The following is a 17,730-nucleotide window of genomic DNA, read 5'->3' as shown; positions in this document are numbered from 1 at the left end:
CGCGGCTGCGTAGAGATCGTAAACACGTTCTGAGATCAGAACCGGTCGCGGCCCGCGACGATGGCCTGGAGGCGCAAGTCGGCTCCGACGTGCGCGATCTGCCGGATCTCCAGATCGGCAGCCTCCTCGAGCCGCCCGATCCGCATGCCCGAGAATGCGCCCTGGCCGTTGCCCAGGATGCGCGGGGCCACGTAGAGCAGGCATTCATCCGCCAGGCGGGCCCGCATCAGCGCGCCGTTCAGGGTGCCGCCGGCCTCCACGTGCAGTTCGTTGACTTCGCGCCGGCCGAGGTCGCGCAGCATGGCCTGCAGATCGACCCGGCCGTCCGGGCCGGCCATGGCGATCACCTTCGCTCCACGGGCCTCCAGGGCTGCCTGCCGTTCGGGTGCCGGCGCAGCGCTGTAGATGAGCACTTCGCGCGGCACGCTGAACAGGCGGGCCGTGGGCGGCGTGCGCAGCGCGCTGTCCACGATCACCACGCGCGGCTGGCGCGGGGTATCCACATGGCGCACGTTGAGCAGCGGATCGTCGCCGAGCACGGTGCCGATGCCGGTGAGCAGCGCGCAGGCGCGGGCGCGCCAGTGATGGCCGTCGGCGCGCGCGGCCTCGCCGGTGATCCATTGGCTCTCTCCGTTGGCAAGCGCCGTCGCTCCATCCAGGGACATGGCCGCCTTGAGGCGCACCCACGGCTGACCGCGCACCATGCGGCTGAAGAAGCCGATGTTCAGCTCGCGCGACAACGGGCCGCAACTGCCGGTTTCCACCTGCACGCCCGCAGCGCGCAGCCGCTCGAAACCCTGGCCCGCCACGCGCGGGTTGGGGTCGGTGATCGCGCCGACCACCTTGCCGATGCCGGCCGCAATCAGCGCATCGCAGCACGGGCCGGTGCGGCCATGGTGGGAGCAGGGCTCCAGCGTCACATAGGCCGTTGCGCCCTGCAGGTCGTGGCCCCGCGCCGCGGCGTCGCGCAAGGCCATCACTTCGGCATGCGGGCCGCCCGCCTGCTGCGTGAAGCCGCTGCCCAGCAGCGTGCTGCCGTCCGCGCTCATGATCACGCAGCCCACGCGCGGGTTGGGGTTGGAGATATAGAGCGCCCTGGCAGCGAGATCGATGGCCTGCTGCATGGGGTCGGGCGCGTTGGCGGAGGTGTCGGCTTGGCGTGTCATGAGGGGGTGATGTTACGTGAACAAGCACCAGGGGCAAGGCGGCGTCGGGCGGATCCGGGGCTATCTTCCCCAGCAGTCCCTGGCGACGTTGCCGACCCGGTGCGCCTCGGCGCCGCGCACGCCCGTGTGGGTCAGCGTCAGGTCGCCGCAGATGTCGCCCTGCATGGGGCCACGGCGCACCGCCACGACGGTATAGCTGCTCGCGGTGCTGGCGCGCAGCTGGAGCGCGTAGTGCTGCGGAGCCAGCGATGTGAGCATCGCCTGCGCGGCGTCGCCCTCGGGATAGACGCCGTTGGCGGTGTGGGCGCGCTCCATCCAGAGCGCTACCTGCAGCAGCGCCGCCTTGGCTTGAGCGCGGTAGCCGCGCGCCACGTATTGGCGGTAGCCGGGAATGGCCGCGGCGGCGAGGACGGCGACCATGGCAACGGCCACGAGCAGCTCGATGAGCGTGAAGCCTCTGCCTCGGATGGGGCTGACGCGGTGCCTGGCGGGCCGGATTCCAGGGCGGAGAATCCCGGCAGCGTTCTTCAGCCGTGCGCTCATTTGATGTGACGCCAGCTCGGGCGCAGCACGATCGTGGGAATGGCTCCCAGGCTCTCTGCCGGCCCATCCGGTGCGATGCGGATGTTCCGGGCGCCGGTTTTCCAGCGGATTTCATGTGCTGCCGCGCTCGAGCGCGCGGCGTTGCCATCGTCGGCGTCGATCCGTCCGTCGCCGTTCACATCCATGGTGCGTGTCTGCGCGGGCGCGCCAGTGGCCATCTGGAGCAGCATGCGAAAGTCCTGCGCCGCAGTCAGGCCGCCGCCGCAGGACTCCACGGCTGCGCGGTCGGCGGAGGGTGGTGCGGCGGGCGCTGCGGGGACGTGGCTGAGGATTTCCAGCACGTTGCCGTCATAGAAGGCCGGGCTTTGCAGCACGCGTTCACGCGGTGCGGGCAGGTCGATGTACCAGCCCTTGCGCTCGTCCGGCGCGCAGGGCGTTGTCGTGCAGTAGGCGAACGGCGTGTGGCTGATGCTCCAGTAGGCGCGCTGGCTGCCGGACCCGGCGCCGGGCGTGCCGGGCCGGTCGCCGTCCTGCACTTTCTGCGCCATGAGTTCGCTGCGTGATTGCGCGGCCGCTGGCAGGCTGCTGCGCGCGCTGTCCACCGCGACCTTGCCCTGGTCCTCGCCCGACTCGATCAATGCGTAGCGCGTGTAGTCCATCACGGCGTATACCGACTGCACCGATGCATCGCCCTGGTCCGCCTCGGTCAGATTGCGGCCGGTGCCGAAGGCGACGAGCAGGCCGCCCGCGCGGGGCTGCGCGCGCAGCACGGGCGCGGCGGTGATGGGCTGCGGGCTGCCTTCGCGCCTGGACCGATAGAACGGCGCGCCCTGGTTGGCGACCCGCCAGCGTTGGTCGGATGCCGCCGATATGTCGAACTTCCAGAGGTTGCCGTCCAGATCACCCGCATAGATGAAGTCGGGAACGTCATCGCCGTTGACGTCGAGAAACTGCGGGGCGGACAGCCCGTTGCCCGGTGAGCCGGGAGCGCTGGCCGCTTCGATCTTCAGCAGCTCGCGCTCGCCGTCCAGGTACTGCACCAGCAGCACGGGACGCTCGCGGCGGCTGTTGTAGCCATTGCCCAGGATGGCCGCCCAGCGGCGGTTGTTGGTGCGCGTGATCTGCAGGCTGCGTTGCGCGTTGGCTTCGCTCAGGGTGGGTGCGGCAAGGATGTGGCCGATGTCGGGATCGCCGCCGTCGGTGCGATCCATCACGACCAGAGCCTGCGCATGCTGTTGTGCAAAATTGCCGGACCCGGGCTGTTGGGGCGACGTGGGCGTGGTCACGTCCAGCACGAAGTAGCCCGGGCCGCCCGCGCCCAATGTGCCCACGAGCAGCGTACGCCATTGCGTCTGGCCCGGAGGCTGCCCCAGCTCGACGTCGCCAGTGAACGGCGAGCCATCGACGAAGTAGCGATGGCGGTAGGCGCGGCTGGCCAGCTGCGGCAAGTTCCTGTAGACGCCTTGTGGCACGTAGGCGATCATTTCGTCGCCCGTTGCAGCGGCAAAGCCGTGCAGCATGCCGTCGTTGCCGCCCACATAGAGCATCGCGGGACGGTCCGCATGGGTTCGCGCGAACGCGCGGTAGCTGCTGTCGGCATGACCGGCCGAAGGCTTGTCGACATGCCAGATTTGCGAATGCACGATATCGCCCTGGCGCGACGCGCGCGGGCGAAAGCCATTGGGCGCGTCGCCCGATTCGAAGCTGCGGTCGCCGCGAAGGTAGTTGAGCAGCCGCGCGCCGTGGCCGGCGTCCCTGGCTGACGATTGCAGCCATTGCTGCTGGGCGCTGGAGAGCAGCGTGCCGCTCTCGGCGCTCCATTGAAAGGAAACGCCGCGCTCGCCGTTGTGCGTGAGGATGAGCCGCGCGCCGACGTCAGGCAAGGCATCGAGACGGTCCGCCGTGGTGCGGTGCGCGCGCCCGGCGCGTGCCTCCACCACGCCCCAGCCGGGGTCGGGCGCCATGGCGCCCGGCGGCTCCCCCGTGGCCTGGCTGGCGAACACGTATCCGGACCAGGCGCCTGCCTGGTAGGCGCTGGTGAAGAGCGTGACGGGCCCACGCGCGGGCGCTGCGCTGCCGGCGATCGCGCCGCTGATGTGTTCGCCGCCATCACCGGCGCCGACCGGGCCAGCGATGCCGTCGAGGGCGCGGCGGATGGCGCTGATTCCGCGCACGGTTTCGATGGGCGGGTTGGCGTCCCCGGAAGCGGGGCCGCCGAGGCTTTCGAGCGATTGGCCATCGGCGAGCAGCAGATGGTAGGCACGGCGGCACGGCTTGGGCACGGCTGCCGGCTGCGCTGCGCCGGGAACGTCCTGCCACGGATTTTCCGCACCCGTCTGCGCCAGATAGCGCCGGGCTTCGCTCCCCAGGGAGTCCGCGCCCGCACTGTCTCCCGTTCGCAGCTCCGCCAGCCAGCGCATGCAAGCTCCGCGCGTCGAGGATTCCCCCGTGTCCGTGGAGCCGGCGAGCGGCGCCATGCGATTGGGGATGCCGTTGTGGATGCACTGCGCTTCTATCGGCTCACCGTCCCTGGGCAGGCGGGTGCAGCCGAAAGCGGCCTGGTAGGCAAGGCGGACGCTGCCGTCGGGCAGGCTGGATGGATCGAAGAGGCGGGCCAGCATCCGCCGGACTGCATCGAGGCGCGTGGGCTGCGGGCCGGACGGCTGCCGGACCGCGCCGGGGTCTGGCTGCTCCATGCCGCGTGCGTTGTCCACCGACACGATGACGTTGGGCGCGGGGAGGCGGTAGGCCGCCTCCGCAGGGTATTGGGCGAACGGCAGCGGCGCTGCCTGAGCGGGCAGCGCCAGCCCGAGGCCGGTGGCGCAGGCGAGCATGGACTGGATGACGTGATGCATGAAAGCTCCTCCCTCGCCCTGGCGCGGCGTGATCGGCTGGATCCTGAATGACTTCGTTGACCGGGACATGGGGTGGGCCTCATGTGGTTTCATTCCAGGGATCGCAGCGTCAAGATGGACTGCACGACCACCTCGCTTCCCTTTTGCCTGCCACGCGCCAGGGCGGTGATGCGGTATATCCAGGGCCGCTGCGGGTCGGGGGCATAAACGGCCATTTGCGTATTTCCCTCGAATCGGGACAGCAGTGAAAGATTGGCGCTGGCGTAGGGAAGTATTTCAATCCAGTACCACGCGCCCTGAAGCCCGGCGGCATTTTTCGCCGATGCGCGTTCAGCGAGAATCGGATTTCCGGCAAGGCCCGCATGGGCACCCGTGAACTGGCCATAACGCGCGCCGACGTCGGGCGCCGTCATCTGCATGAGATATTGCGGGTCATTCCAGAAATCCTGTGCGCCGTTTCTCTTTCTGCATATGCCGAATTGGCATCCGGTGGGAAATTCGTCGAGATAGGCCAGGATGTCGGAAAGCTCCGATGGGTCGAAATCAAAATGAACCGCCATATGGGTGCGGCAGACGCGGTCGGGATAATCCTGTTGCCCGCATTGCCTGCCGGACGGATCAATGCCCCGAATATCCAGCTCCGCGTCCTCCAGCATGGATTGGGCTGCTTCGAATGTCCGCTGATAATCCGCATCGTTGCTGGTCAGCATTTCGTTGAACAGCGCGGTCCGGACCGTCCATATCGCCATGAGAATGGCCATCAGCACGACGATCATCACGATATAGAGCGATGCGCCTTTCTCGCGCGCATATACATGCGAGTGGGTGATGGAGCGCATATTCATGACCCCTGCGGCCGCACCTGGAACAGGCTTCGCGCGACGAATACCAGCCGGTTGCGCCTGGATTGCCACTCGCCATTGCATTTGCGGTATGCCATCCCGATGTCGGGCGCCTTGGCGAGCGGGCTTTCGAGTTCAAGACAGATTTCGACGGCACGCACGTCCTGCCAGCCTGCTGGCGATCCGCTATTGAGCGCATCTGCCGCCATGTATGAAAGTGAGCTTGCACTTTCAATTTTCACGCTGGCCACGCTGGTGTTTTCGGCCAGAAACCGAACCGTGAAATCCTTGACGTTGCCGATCATGGGCTGCGGCGTGCCGGCCACTCCGGCGCACATCAATTGCTCCTCGCGCACGAAGAATGTGCTGCTTATCGTGGAGGTAAGTGATTGCTTGCTTGTGTTCTGCCCCAGGCAATCCACATCCTGCGAGCCCCACACGGTGCCCGTGCTGCTGCGGTACAGGTTCTCGCCGTGGTTTTCGTGGCGTGTCAGCAGCGTGTCTCCGGTGGACTTGGCGACGACGGGCGCGGCCATGGCGGGGAGTCTGCTCGATCCGGCGGCGGCGTCCGTGCTGTTCTCCACCGTGGGTTCGAACAGCACGGGGATCTGCCCGGGCGCCCAGGTTTCCAGGGCCGTTGCTTCAAAAACGTCCGGCTGCAGATTGAGCGACACGCTGCCCGCCTGCCTGACCTGCCGGCCCATGATGCGCATGGCCGTATTCGCATCCTGCTGCAAGGCGGTTGCTTCGCTGGTGATCTGCGAGAGGGTCCGGGATATCTGCAGCGCGTTCAGGGCAATCCCGCTGATCAACAGGCCAATCAGCAGGCCGACCATGACTTCAACCAGCGTCATTCCATTCATCGGCCGGCGGGATTTTCCCGGCCCCGTCGGGCCATATCGGCATCCCATCAGCATATTCCCTGCTGCCCGCAATGCCGGGGCATGGGCAGATATTGCAGATGGCAGACATATTCATCGGGGCACGAATGGCCGCTGGCCTGCTCAGCGGATATCTGGAGAAATGACTGGAGCTGTTCCTGGGTTGCCATATCGCTGTCCGGCTGGATGTTTTCCTTCCAGCCGATGAGCACGCCGATCTGCCGGGCTTCATCCGGGTTTTCTGCATTCATGGCGGCGAAGACGACGGCTTTACCCATTCCAAGGCTGGCTTGTACCGCCTGATGCCATTGGGCGGTATCGCGCTCGGCCAGTTGGGCCGATGTGCAGGGCGTGGAAGAACAATCGTCCGCCGTCCCCGCATGGGGCGCGCCGGTGTAAATGCCGACATGCGCAGCGGCCCCCGGGTTGGCGTGAATCCGTTCGCCCAGGTCTTCAATCAGCCGGATGGCCTGGGCCCTGCGGATACCGGCCTGCGCGTTCATCAGCGAGCGCATGTGAATACCCAGCACGCTGAATATGCCAAGACTGACGATGAGCATGGCCACCAGCGCTTCGAGCAGCGTGGCGCCATATTGGGTTCTGTGCGCGGGCATGATGTTTCTCGAGTCAAGGAGGCCGTGGGGGATATTCGGTCCGGTGATGCCATGCAGGAGCCGTCGATTAAGTCTTTGAATCAGAAGCACCACCATCGGTTAGGAAAAAACGTGCGCGATTGATCCTGATTTCACAGGCCTGGATTGACCTGTTTCAATGCTTTCCGGCCCGGGGCAGCGCATGGCCTTGGGCGGCTGAGGCAAGTCAGTGCGGCGATGGCGTGGTGGTGCTTGAGGCTGCGCGCAAGGGGCGTCTTCAGGTTTGCGAAAGGGGCTGTTGCGCACTATGCGATTGCGTCCCATCCAGGCGCATTGCAATATGGCGGGATTGTTTTTGGCTCCGCGCTCCATCCGCGCATCCCTGCATTCCATTCGTCCAGCACCCCATGAGCGACACCACCCCACCCATGATCGATGAAGCCCGGTTGGCGCATCTGCGCAGCTGGATCGGCAAGAGCGAAACCACGTCCGATCTGCTTACGGCCGCGCCGGTGCGCGGCATGTCGGCCACGCTGGACCGCGAAGATGCCGATCCCGCAGCCGGCATGCCCATCGCACCACTGTGGCACTGGCTGTACTTTCTGCCGCATGCGCGCCAAAGCGAGATAGGGGCGGACGGCCATCCCACGCGCGGCGGCTTTCTGCCGCCGGTCCCGTTGCCGCGCCGCATGTGGGCGGGCGGGCGGCTGGCCTGGGAAAGCGGCAATCCACTGGCGGTGGGCCAGAGTGTCGAGCGCGTCTCCACGATACGTTCCATCGAGCACAAGGCGGGCCGTTCCGGGGAGTTGCTGTTCGTGCTGGTGGAGCACCGCTACTCGAACGCCAGCGGCCTTGCGTTGACGGAGGAACACGACATCGTCTATCGCGCGGCCGCCAGCCCCGGCGCGCCGCAGCCGGGGCCGCGCAAGCCGCCGCTCGATGGACAGGCCATGTGGTCGCGCCGCATCGTCGCGGACGACGTGCTGCTGTTCCGCTATTCCGCGCTCACCTTCAATGGCCATCGCATTCACTATGACCGCAAATATGTGACCGAGGTCGAAGGCTATCCGGGGCTGATCGTGCATGGCCCGCTGATCGCCACGCTGCTGCTCGATCTGCTGCGCCGCAACCTGCCGCGGGCCGTGGTGCGCGGCTTCTCGTTCAAGGCCGTGCGGCCCACGTTCGATCTCGATCCCTTCAGCGTGCACGGCAGGCTCCGCGCCGATGGCGGCGCCGTCGAGCTGTGGGCGCAGGACCACGAGGGCTGGCTGACCATGCAGGGCACGGCCGAGCTGGCCTGACGAGCATCGAGAGACCGCGGAACTCCCTCCCTACAGGACAAGAAACGAAACTACATGATCGAACAGACACTCTCGAACAATTTCCAGGAGATCCGGGATGCCATCCGCGCGTTGTGCGCCGAATTCCCCGATGAATATTTCCGCAAGGTCGATGAGGCGCGGGCCTATCCCGAGCAGTTCGTGGACGCGCTCACCCGGGCGGGCTGGCTGGCGGCGCTGATTCCGGCGGAGTACGGCGGCTCGGGCCTGGGCCTGACGCAGGCATCGGTCATCATGGAGGAAATCAACCGCTGCGGCGGCAACTCCGGCGCCTGCCACGGCCAGATGTACAACATGGGAACGCTGCTGCGCCACGGATCGGAGGCGCAAAAGCAGAAGTACCTGCCGAAGATCGCATCGGGCCAGTGGCGCCTGCAGTCCATGGGCGTGACCGAGCCCACCACCGGTACCGACACCACGAAAATCAAGACGACGGCGGTGAAGAAGGATGGCCGCTACGTCATCAACGGCCAGAAAGTCTGGATCAGCCGTATCCAGCACAGTGACTGGATGATTCTCCTGGCGCGCACCACGCCGCTTGCCGACGTGAAGAAAAAGAGCGAGGGCATGTCGATCTTCATGGTCGACCTGCGCGAGGCCGAGAAATCCGGCATGAGCGTGCGCCCCATCCTCAACATGGTCAACCATGAAACGAACGAGCTGTTCTTCGAGAACCTGGAAATCCCCGAGGACAACCTGATCGGCGAGGAAGGCAAGGGCTTCAGATACATCCTCGACGGCCTGAATGCGGAGCGCACGCTGATTGCCGCCGAGTGCATCGGCGACGGCTACTGGTTCATCGACCGCGTCACCGGCTACGTGAAGGACCGCACCGTGTTCGGCCGCCCGATCGGGCAGAACCAGGGCGTGCAGTTTCCGATCGCCGACGCGTTCATCGAGATCGAGGCCGCCAACCTCATGCGCTGGAAGGCGTGCGAGCTGTTCGACCGGCACGAGCCCATGGGCGCACAGGCCAACATGGCGAAATACCTGGCCGCCAAGGCGAGCTGGGAAGCGGCCAACGCGTGCCTGCAGTTCCATGGCGGCTTCGGGTTCGCGTGCGAGTATGACGTGGAGCGCAAGTTCCGCGAAACGCGTCTCTACCAGGTGGCGCCGATCTCCACCAACCTTATCTATTCCTACGTGGCCGAGCACATTCTCGGGCTGCCGCGTTCGTTCTGAGGAGGCGGGCCATGCCATCAACACAAGCACGGCCGCGTCCGCTGGACGGCGTCACCGTGGTCTCGCTGGAGCATGCCGTCGCGGCGCCGTTCTGCACGCGCCAGCTTGCCGATCTGGGCGCGCGCGTCATCAAGGTGGAGCGTCCCGGCGCCGGCGATTTCGCGCGGGGATATGACCAGCGCGTGCGGGGCCAGTCCTCGCACTTCACGTGGATCAACCGCAGCAAGGAAAGCCTGGCGCTGGACCTCAAGCAGCCGCTGGCGCGGGATGCGCTCATGCAACTGCTCGCGACATGCGACGTGCTGGTGCAGAACCTCGCGCCGGGCGCCGCCGCGCGCATGGGGCTGTCGTTCCAGGCGCTGCACGAGCGCTTTCCCAGGCTCATCGTCTGCGACATCAGCGGCTATGGCGCGGACGGACCCTACCGCGACAAGAAAGCGTATGACCTGCTGATCCAGAGCGAGGCGGGCTTCCTGTCGATAACCGGCACGCCGGATACGCCTGCCAAGGCCGGGATTTCCGTGGCGGATATCGCGGCCGGGATGTATGCCTATACCAACATCATGTCCGCGCTGCTGCTGCGCGCCAGGACCGGGGAGGGCAGCCACATCGACGTGTCGATGCTCGAAGCGCTGGGCGAGTGGATGGGCTATCCCATGTATTACGCCTACGACGGTGCGCCGCCGCCGCCGCGCACGGGCGCATCGCACGCCAGCATCTATCCCTATGGCCCGTTCACCGCTGGCGATGGAGGCACGGTCATGCTCGGCTTGCAGAACGAGCGCGAATGGCAGGCGTTCTGCGACAAGGTGCTGCAGCGCCCGGAGCTTGCCCGGGACGCGCGCTTTGACAGCAACGCGCGCCGTAACGAAAACCGCGAAGCCCTGCGGGAGGAAATCCTGCGGCTGTTCGGCGCGCTGGATGCCCGGCAGATCGTCGAGCGCCTCGATGCCGCGGGCATCGCCAACGCGAGCGTGAACGACATGCAGGGGCTGTGGGCCCATCCGCAACTGCGGGCGCGCGGCCGCTGGCGCACGGTGCGCACGCCCGCGGGCGACGTGCCGGCGCTGCTGCCGCCGGGGCTCAACAATGCGTTCGACTACCGCATGGAGGCCGTGCCAGCGGTGGGCGAGCACACCGCCGCCATCCTGGTGGAACTGGGCTGGACAGCCGCGCGGATCGGCGCGCTGGCCGATGGCGCGGGAAACGGCGGCTGACGGAGAAAAACGAATGGAGAGAAAACGAATGGGCCCCACGGCACGCAAAGGAGCATTCACATGAAGCAGGAAACATCGGCACGGATCCATCCGCTGGCGCATTTCGCCGCGAGCCTGCGCTGGCGGGACATTCCCGATGACGTGCAGCGCAAGGCCGAAGACCTTCTGGTGGACTGGTTTGGTTCGGCGCTCGCGGGCCAGGGCGCGCGAGCGGTGCGGAGCATCACGCGCTTCGCGCTCTCGCAGGGGCCGCGCCAGGGCGACTGCGAAGTGCTCGGCCAGCCGGAGGGGACATCTCCGATGATGGCCGCCATGGCGAACGCCGCCGCCTCGCACGTGGCCGAGCAGGATGATGTGCACAACGGCTCGGTGTTCCATCCCGCGGCGGTGGTGTTTCCCGCGGCGCTGGCGGTGGCCCAGAGCATTGGCGCGAGCGGCGAGCGTTTCATGGCGGCCTGCGTGGCGGGCTATGAGACCGGCATCCGCGTGGGCGAGTTCCTGGGCCGCAGCCATTACAGGATCTTCCACACCACCGGCACGGCCGGAACGATCGCCGCCGCCGCTGCCGCGGGCCATCTGCTGGAGCTGACGCCGCAGCAGATGCAGCATGCGTTCGGCTCGGCCGGAACGCAGGCGGCGGGGCTGTGGGAGTTCCTGCGCACGGCGGCCGACAGCAAGCAGCTGCACACCGCGCATGCGGCGTCAGCGGGCCTGGCGGCGGCCTATCTCGCGCACGATGGATTCACGGGCGCGCAGGACATCTTCACCGGGCCGCAGGGCATGGCCGCCGGCATGTCCACCGATTCGGACGCCGGCAAGCTCACCGACCGGCTGGGCGAGCGCTGGGCCACGGCCGAGACGTCCTTCAAGTGGCACGCGTCCTGCCGCCACACGCACCCCGCGGCGGATGCGCTGCTGCAGGTGATGCGGCAAAACCGGCTCGAGCCCGGGGACATCGCGCAGGTCATATGCCATGTGCACCAGGGCGCGATCGACGTGCTGGGGCCCGTGGTGTCGCCCGCCACGGTGCATCAGAGCAAGTTCTCCATGGGGACGGTGCTCGCCATCGCCGCGCGCTTCGGCCGCGCCGGATTGAGCGAATTCGACGGGCAGTTCCTCGCACCCGAGACGGTGGCGCTGCGAGACAGGGTCGGCATGGTGCTGGACGAGGAAGTGGATGCGGCCTATCCCCGGCGCTGGATCGGCAAGGTCACGGTCAAGACGGCGGATGGCCGCACGCTGCATGGCCGCGTCGATGAGCCCAAGGGCGATCCGGGCAACACGCTTTCGCGCCAGGAGATCACGGACAAGGCGCTGCGCCTGGCTGCCTATGGCTGCGACATTCCCCAGGACAAGGTGCGCTCGGTGGTGCAAGGCCTTTGGGACATCGCGCGGGCAACGCACGTCTGCCGCCTGATCGGCTGATCAGGCGCGCACTGAAATTCGCGGCGACGCAAGCACACGGCAGTTGTGCGGCGCCAGCGGGTAGGAGAGGCGAGGCGGACCGCGGACCGGTCGCTAGCCTCGTTTCGAGACAGGGCAAACCACGGAAAACAACCCAAGGAGACTACACATGCGTTCCATTTCATCGTTCTCTCGCCGGGCTCTGGGCCTTGCGTGCGCCGCCATGCTGGCCGCCGCCGCGGCGCATGCCGCGGACTATCCGGACAAGTCGATCGTCATGGTCGTCCCCTATAGCGCCGGCGGCCCCACCGACGTGGTGGCGCGCCTGCTCGCGGTGCCCATGGGGCAGTCGCTCGGGCAGTCCGTCGTGGTGGAAAACACCGTGGGCGCCGGAGGCACGATCGCGCCGACCCGCGTGGCGCGCGCCAGGCCCGACGGCTACACGATTCTGATCCACCATATGGGCATGGCGACGGCGCCGGCCCTCTACAGGAAGCTGCCTTATGACCCGCTCAAGGATTTCGAATACATCGGCCAGGTGCTCGATGTCCCGATGACGCTGCTCTCGCGCAAGGATTTCCCCGCGAATACCTTTCCCGAGCTGCTCGACTATGTGAAGAAGCATCAGGACAAGGTGAGCATGGCGCACGCGGGCATGGGCGCGGTCTCGCAACTGTGCAGTCTGCTGTTCATGCACCAGACGGGCGTGAACCTCACCACCGTTCCCTACAAGGGCGCGGGCCCGGCGATGAATGACCTGATGGGCGGGCAGGTCGATCTGCTGTGCGACCAGACCACGCAGACCGCGCCCGTGATCCAGGATGGCAAGCGCGCCAAGGTGTTTGGCGTGACGACGCCCGCGCGCCTGTCGTCGATGCCGGACATCCCCACGCTGGATGAGCAGGGGCTCAAGGGCTTCGACGTGAAGGTGTGGCACGGCATGTACGCCCCCAAGGGCACGCCCAGGGAAGTCATCGCCAGGCTGAACAAGGCGTTGAACGCCGCGCTCGTGGATGACAACGTGAAGCGGCGCATCGCCGAGTTGAGCTCCGATCTGGTGTCGCCCGACAAGGCCACGCCCGAGAGCCTGCGCACGCATCTCGCATCCGAGGTGGACCGCTGGGGCAAGGTGATCCGCGCGGCTGGCGTGAGCGCGGAGTAGCGGCGCCGGGGCCGGAGGTTGACGGCGATTTCCTACTCCGCGCCCAGGCGCTCTCCCGTATGCTCGCCGCAGGTTTCAATCCTGAAGCCACGGGCGCGGCGCGGGCCGGGCCTTGCATGCGGCACTTCAACGGGAGATCGATATGTCGGGTTTCATCTGGTTCATCGTGGTGGGGTTGATCGCGGGCTGGCTGGCCGGCCTGGTCATGAAGGGCGGCGGCTACGGTTTTCTGGGCAACATCGTGATCGGCATCGTCGGCGCGCTCATCGGCGGCTGGGTCTTCAGCATGCTGGGGCTGGGCTCGGGCGGCGGCCTGATCGGCAGCATCCTGGTGGCCTTCGTGGGCGCGGTGATCCTGATCTTCCTGGCGCGGCTCATCAAGCGGGCCTGAGCGCTCTGCCTGGCGCAGGAAAAAGCCCCGCAGGATTTTTTCCTGTGGGGCTTTTTTGTCGCCGGGCAGCCCCAAGACAAAAAGCGCCCCCTCGGGGGGGGCAGCGGACCACGCGCAGCGGGGGAGCGTGGGGGTTCTGCTTTGTCGCCGGGCAGCCCCAAGACAAAAAGCACCCCCCTCGGGGGGGGGGCAGCGGACCACGCGCAGCGGGGGAGCGTGGGGGTTCTGCTTTGTCGCCGGGCAGCCCCAAGACAAAAAGCACCCCCCTCGGGGGGGCAGCGGACCACGCGCAGCGTGTCGTGGAATCTCGGTCGCCAGCCTGGGATATCGTGATACTTTGCCGAAGAAAAATAAGGATCAAGGCGTGGATTGCTATGGCCGTCACCTTGGGGTTGACTTTGCTGAGCCTGGCAGAAAAATCTCTACTTCCAGGCCCGTATCCGTGCCTGACTGGGCCGTCAGCGTGCCTGCGTGGGCCTCCACGATGCGGCGGGTGAAGTGGTAGCCCAGCCCGCTGCCCTTCTTGCCCAAGGCCGCAGCGCCACGGAAGTACGGCGCCCCCAGCTTGTCCAGTTCGTCGGCATCCAGACCGGGGCCCTGGTCGGCAACGCGAATGCGCAACCCGGTGTCGCCCAGCGTGGCACCGATTTCGACCGGGCTGTTCTGCGGCGAATAACGCAAGGCGTTGGCGAGCAGATTGCCGATCGCCACGCCCATCAAGGTACTGTCCACCTCGAACGTGCCTTCGGAACATTCCAGCAGGTGGATGCGCGAGCGCAGGTCCGCAGGCTGCTGGCGAACGGCGTCCTCCAGCATCTGGCGGATGCGGCACGGCGTGCGCGAAAGCGACAGGGCGCCGTTGTCCAGGGCCTCGGTCATGAGAAAGCGTTCGACGAAGCCGGACAGCGTCGCCGCATTGCCGCGAATCAGCGCCAGCCGCTGCACGTCCTTGGGCGGCAGGTGCGGCGCGTGCAGTTGCAAGTTCAGCTGCAACATCTGCGCGGCGCGGTCAATGGCCGCCAGCGGGTTGCCGAATTCATGGGAGAGCATGGCGACGAAGTGCCGCTGCTGCTGGGCCCGCTGGGTGACGATGGCCGTCTCCTGCTCCGCCGCGGCCTTGTCCTGCTGTAGTTGGCGCAGGCGCAGTGCCAGTCCATAGCTCATGACCAGCACATGCACCAGCGCGGCGATCTGGTAGAAATGGGCGGTCGCGGCATTCCATGGCAGCAAGCCTTGGTTGGTCATGGTGTTGACCAGTGCGCCGAGCGCAGGAATGACGAAGGCGATCAGGTAGACCATCCACTCGGCGCGGTGGTCGTGGCGCCAGGTTTGCACCAGCAGGCCCATGGCGACCACGAAATTCAGCACGTTGAGGTAGTTGGCCGCTTTCACGACCAGCAGCACGGTGCTCGTCACCAGCGCTGGTTGCAGCGCGAAGAAAAGCAGGACCAGGTTCAAGGCGACCGTGAACATGTACAAGCGGTGGATGCGCGGATGAGTGGCTTTTAGCTGGAGCAGCCGATCCCACATCAGTGCGATGAACGCCGCCGCGCCGAGCCAGCCGATGCGGGGCAGCGCATCCATGAGCCATACCGACCGGCCCGCAAGCAGCACAGGCAGGTAGCCCGTCGCGCCCAGGTGGAAGAGCAGTTGCGATGCCACATAGCCCGCATAGGCCGCCATCACCGCGTCGAGCAATCTCGCCCCGAGAATGGCATACAGCGCCGCAGCAATGAGCAGAATGCCGAAGTACAGCCCGTGGAAAAAGTTGGCGCGCGTCTCGCCGCTGGTGAAGTCCTCGGCGGGCAGCAGCTCGGCATACACGCTGAGGGCATTGGTCGTGCGCACGCGCCAGTAGATGTGCATCCCGGGGAAGGTGTCCAGCGGCAGCGCGGACAAGCGCGTCAGCGGGCGGCCTTCGTAGGAGCGGTGGTAGCCCAGGGCATGGGCCTCGAAGCTGCCGTCCTGGCGCTGCACCCAGACGTCCAGTTCCTCCAGCTCCGGCGAGCCGATGGCGAGCACGCGGTGCGAGGGACTGCCGTCTTGCGGCCCCAGTTCGACGTGGAACCAATGCGTGTCCGTGCCATAGCCGAGGCTGCGGAAAGCGGGCAGGCGCACGAAGCGCGAGCGGACAAAATCCGCTTGCGAAACCGCCTCGAAAGGCAGCTCCCCGCTCGCATCCGCGAAGTGCTCCAGCCGGCCCTCCAGCGAAACCGGGGCGGCATGGGCGCTCGCCGCCATTGCCATCCACATCGGCAGCCAGCACAGCAGGAGCAGTAAGCCGGGCCACCCGCGCTTCACGGCGCCAGCTCGCAATGCGCGGCGAAGGTGTAGCCCTTGCCGTAGCTGGGCCGCAGCGGCAGCTCCAGCCCGCACGCTGCCTGCACCTTGCGCCGCAGGCGGCTGGCCGTGTTGTCCAGGTTGCGCAGGGTGAATGGCGTTTCCTGCTTGTCCAGGTACACCAGCAACGCTTCCCGAGTCACGGCCTTGCCTGGTGTTTCGCACAGCGCGCACAGCAATCGCACCTCGGCATGGGTCAGGTTGAGCGCCATGCCATTGGGCGTATGCAGCCGCCAGTCTTGGGGATGAAGGCGCCAGTGTTGCTCGGTGAGCCTGGGAGGGCTGGCCGGGCGGTCTGCTTCGCGCTGTCCCAGACGACGCATCACGCCATGGCAGGCTGCCTCAATGACATCCAGGGAACTGCGCTTGGAAAGGTATACGTCGGCGCCCGCATGGAAGCCGAGCACCTGATCGTCATTGGCATCCAGCGCCGTCAGCATCACGACGCCCGTTGTGTTGTGCGCGTCATGAGATCGAACCCGCTGCGCAATCTCTAATCCGCTGATGCCCGGCAATGCCACGTCCAATAACAGCAAATCGAAATGCATTGCAGGCCAAACAGAGAAAAAACTCTCCGCGCTGTCGAAGCCGCGCACCGAAAAACCGCGCAGTTCGAGAAACTCCACCAGATCTGTCCGCAGTCCGGCATGGTCTTCAACAACGGCTACGTGACAAGGGAGTTGCATTCGACAGGGTGCAATCAATGCGGGATGGGCGAATTTATTGAAATATACCGGCCAAACAATTTGGACTGGTAGATTTTGACAGCATTTGACAGAAAAGAAGCGCTCTACGCAGTAGCGGGAATTTTACAATTTTCCACAAACCGGCAAGGGCATTGAAAAGCGGCAAACCCTGCACTGCCCGCCGCCTTTTATTTGTTTTTGAATCGTTATCCAAAAACAAACGCCCATTCATCCAGAAAGAAACCATGTGCTTTTTTAATAAGAAGCTTACTGGGCCGTGTCTTGCGGCAGCCGCTTCGCTGTGCATCGCCAGCCATGTTCACGCGGCGGATTTTTTCATCCGTCACCAGGGCACCGTGGGCGCCAGCAGCATCGCGGGCATCACGGCGGGGCAGCCTTATGCCATCACCCTGGTGCTGAACAACGACGACGACAACGCCAACAGCCAGACCTGGAACGAATACCACGTGCAATGCGTGCTGCTGTCGGCCCTGCTGGGGCTGGCCGCTATCTGATCAAGAGCAAACACGCCATGTTCATCCACCGCCTGAACTGCCTCGCACTGGCCGCCTGCCTGCTGCTGCCCGCGCTGGCCCGCGCCCAACTGAACGACACCGGCCAAACCGCCTGCACCGACAGTGCGGGCGTTTCCATCGCCTGCGCTGCCCCCAGCGACCACCCCGGTCAGGACGGCCGCCTTGGCCGCGACGCGCAGGCGGGTGCTGCCGCCTTCAGCCTGAGCACCGCCAACGGCTGCGTGCAAGACGGCATCACTGGCCTGACCTGGGCCGACGAAACCCTGGCCCCCGTGCCCTGGGCTGACGCAGCCAGCAGCGCTGCCAGCTACAGCCGCTGCGGCCTGACTGGCGACTGGCGCCTGCCCACGCGGCGCGAGCTGCTGTCCACCGTGCACCATGGCCAAAGCCACCCCGCCAGCACGTTGCCCAACACCCAAAGCGCGCCGTACTGGAGCAGCGACGTGCAGGGCAGCAGCGCCTGGGCCGTGGACTTCAGCGACGGTGATACCAAGCTGATCGCCCAAGCCGAATCCCACCCCGCCCGCCTAGTGGCCCAGCGCATCAACCAGCCGCCCACCATCACCCTGGGGGCCGACATCGTGGTGCCGCA

The 17,730-nt window shown here is 66.3% G+C and carries 16 protein-coding genes; 8 read left to right on the top strand and 8 right to left on the bottom strand.

The features are described from left to right. Positions 1–35: 35 nt before the first annotated feature. The 6 genes from ribD to pilV form a co-directional block, all read right to left on the bottom strand. A complete protein-coding gene (gene ribD, locus ABWP92_RS10610; RefSeq protein ID WP_353235344.1) occupies positions 36–1,166 on the bottom strand; it encodes a bifunctional diaminohydroxyphosphoribosylaminopyrimidine deaminase/5-amino-6-(5-phosphoribosylamino)uracil reductase RibD in 1,131 nt (376 codons plus the stop codon). Between the two features lie 60 nt (positions 1,167–1,226). Further along, positions 1,227–1,709, bottom strand: coding sequence for a type IV pilin protein (locus tag ABWP92_RS10605; protein WP_353235343.1), 483 nt, complete (start codon positions 1,707–1,709; stop codon positions 1,227–1,229). Next, the gene (locus ABWP92_RS10600) at positions 1,706–4,564 is read right to left on the bottom strand and encodes a pilus assembly protein (RefSeq protein ID WP_353235342.1); all 2,859 of its coding nucleotides are present in this window, start codon (positions 4,562–4,564) and stop codon (positions 1,706–1,708) included. The genes ABWP92_RS10605 and ABWP92_RS10600 overlap by 4 nt, the downstream gene beginning before the upstream one ends. Before the next feature lie 89 nt (positions 4,565–4,653). Next, positions 4,654–5,403, bottom strand: a complete 750-nt coding sequence (locus tag ABWP92_RS10595; RefSeq protein WP_353235341.1) for a pilus assembly PilX family protein — start codon at positions 5,401–5,403, stop codon at positions 4,654–4,656. A 2-nt stretch (positions 5,404–5,405) separates the two neighbouring features. Continuing rightward, a complete protein-coding gene (locus tag ABWP92_RS10590; RefSeq protein WP_502907503.1) occupies positions 5,406–6,260 on the bottom strand; it encodes a hypothetical protein in 855 nt (284 codons plus the stop codon). Positions 6,261–6,316: 56 nt separating this feature from the next. Next, positions 6,317–6,901 (bottom strand): type IV pilus modification protein PilV, encoded by a 585-nt coding sequence (pilV, locus tag ABWP92_RS10585; protein ID WP_353235339.1) that lies wholly within the window; start codon positions 6,899–6,901, stop codon positions 6,317–6,319. 386 nt (positions 6,902–7,287) lie between these two features. Here pilV and ABWP92_RS10580 point away from each other — a divergent pair, with 386 nt between their 5' ends. The 6 genes from ABWP92_RS10580 (at position 7,288) to ABWP92_RS10555 (ending at position 13,576) form a co-directional block, all read left to right on the top strand. Beyond that, complete coding sequence (locus ABWP92_RS10580) at positions 7,288–8,181, top strand: HTD2 family dehydratase (protein WP_353235338.1); 894 nt, start codon at positions 7,288–7,290, stop codon at positions 8,179–8,181. Between the two features lie 54 nt (positions 8,182–8,235). Further along, positions 8,236–9,402 (top strand): acyl-CoA dehydrogenase family protein, encoded by a 1,167-nt coding sequence (locus tag ABWP92_RS10575; protein WP_353235337.1) that lies wholly within the window; start codon positions 8,236–8,238, stop codon positions 9,400–9,402. 11 nt (positions 9,403–9,413) lie between these two features. Then, on the top strand, positions 9,414–10,619 hold the full coding sequence (locus ABWP92_RS10570; RefSeq protein ID WP_353235336.1) for a CaiB/BaiF CoA transferase family protein: 1,206 nt from the start codon (positions 9,414–9,416) through the stop codon (positions 10,617–10,619). Positions 10,620–10,679: 60 nt separating this feature from the next. After that, positions 10,680–12,044, top strand: coding sequence for an MmgE/PrpD family protein (locus tag ABWP92_RS10565; protein WP_353235335.1), 1,365 nt, complete (start codon positions 10,680–10,682; stop codon positions 12,042–12,044). A gap of 148 nt (positions 12,045–12,192) precedes the next feature. Further along, the gene (locus ABWP92_RS10560) at positions 12,193–13,185 is read left to right on the top strand and encodes a tripartite tricarboxylate transporter substrate-binding protein (protein ID WP_353235334.1); all 993 of its coding nucleotides are present in this window, start codon (positions 12,193–12,195) and stop codon (positions 13,183–13,185) included. 142 nt (positions 13,186–13,327) lie between these two features. Next, on the top strand, positions 13,328–13,576 hold the full coding sequence (locus ABWP92_RS10555) for a GlsB/YeaQ/YmgE family stress response membrane protein (protein ID WP_353235333.1): 249 nt from the start codon (positions 13,328–13,330) through the stop codon (positions 13,574–13,576). A 381-nt stretch (positions 13,577–13,957) separates the two neighbouring features. On the opposite strand, the gene ABWP92_RS10550 is transcribed toward ABWP92_RS10555, so the two are convergent. Continuing rightward, positions 13,958–15,877, bottom strand: coding sequence for a sensor histidine kinase (locus ABWP92_RS10550; RefSeq protein WP_353235332.1), 1,920 nt, complete (start codon positions 15,875–15,877; stop codon positions 13,958–13,960). Further along, positions 15,874–16,620 carry a response regulator transcription factor gene (locus ABWP92_RS10545; protein ID WP_353235331.1) on the bottom strand — a complete coding sequence of 249 codons (747 nt, stop codon included), beginning with the start codon at positions 16,618–16,620 and terminating at the stop codon, positions 15,874–15,876. The genes ABWP92_RS10550 and ABWP92_RS10545 overlap by 4 nt, the downstream gene beginning before the upstream one ends. 134 nt (positions 16,621–16,754) lie before the next feature. Here ABWP92_RS10545 and ABWP92_RS10540 point away from each other — a divergent pair, with 134 nt between their 5' ends. Together ABWP92_RS10540 and ABWP92_RS10535 are read left to right on the top strand one after the other, a co-directional pair. Beyond that, entirely contained in the window at positions 16,755–17,117 is a 363-nt protein-coding gene (locus ABWP92_RS10540) for a hypothetical protein (RefSeq protein ID WP_353235330.1), read from the top strand. Positions 17,118–17,134: 17 nt separating this feature from the next. Further along, positions 17,135–17,730 (top strand): Lcl C-terminal domain-containing protein (locus ABWP92_RS10535; protein ID WP_353235329.1); only part of this gene is annotated, 596 nt, incomplete at its 3' end.

Source organism: Diaphorobacter ruginosibacter (genome assembly GCF_040396215.1).
In the GTDB taxonomy this organism is placed as follows: Bacteria; Pseudomonadota; Gammaproteobacteria; order Burkholderiales; family Burkholderiaceae_C; genus Diaphorobacter_A; species Diaphorobacter_A ruginosibacter_A.
Note: the sequence above shows the minus strand (reverse complement) of the source record. Positions and strands in the feature narration are given on the sequence as shown.

Bases quoted from the DNA above. Each gene is read 5' to 3' on its own strand.
- ABWP92_RS10570 (WP_353235336.1), top strand. From the start codon at position 9,414: ATGCCATCAACACAAGCACGGCCGCGTCCGCTGGACGGCGTCACCGTG.
- ABWP92_RS10605 (WP_353235343.1), bottom strand. From the start codon at position 1,709: ATGAGCGCACGGCTGAAGAACGCTGCCGGGATTCTCCGCCCTGGAATC.
- pilV (WP_353235339.1), bottom strand. From the start codon at position 6,901: ATGCCCGCGCACAGAACCCAATATGGCGCCACGCTGCTCGAAGCGCTG.
- ABWP92_RS10565 (WP_353235335.1), top strand. From the start codon at position 10,680: ATGAAGCAGGAAACATCGGCACGGATCCATCCGCTGGCGCATTTCGCC.
- ABWP92_RS10555 (WP_353235333.1), top strand. From the start codon at position 13,328: ATGTCGGGTTTCATCTGGTTCATCGTGGTGGGGTTGATCGCGGGCTGG.
- ABWP92_RS10580 (WP_353235338.1), top strand. From the start codon at position 7,288: ATGAGCGACACCACCCCACCCATGATCGATGAAGCCCGGTTGGCGCAT.
- ribD (WP_353235344.1), bottom strand. From the start codon at position 1,166: ATGACACGCCAAGCCGACACCTCCGCCAACGCGCCCGACCCCATGCAG.
- ABWP92_RS10600 (WP_353235342.1), bottom strand. From the start codon at position 4,564: ATGCATCACGTCATCCAGTCCATGCTCGCCTGCGCCACCGGCCTCGGG.
- ABWP92_RS10595 (WP_353235341.1), bottom strand. From the start codon at position 5,403: ATGCGCTCCATCACCCACTCGCATGTATATGCGCGCGAGAAAGGCGCA.
- ABWP92_RS10575 (WP_353235337.1), top strand. From the start codon at position 8,236: ATGATCGAACAGACACTCTCGAACAATTTCCAGGAGATCCGGGATGCC.
- ABWP92_RS10560 (WP_353235334.1), top strand. From the start codon at position 12,193: ATGCGTTCCATTTCATCGTTCTCTCGCCGGGCTCTGGGCCTTGCGTGC.
- ABWP92_RS10590 (WP_502907503.1), bottom strand. From the start codon at position 6,260: ATGACGCTGGTTGAAGTCATGGTCGGCCTGCTGATTGGCCTGTTGATC.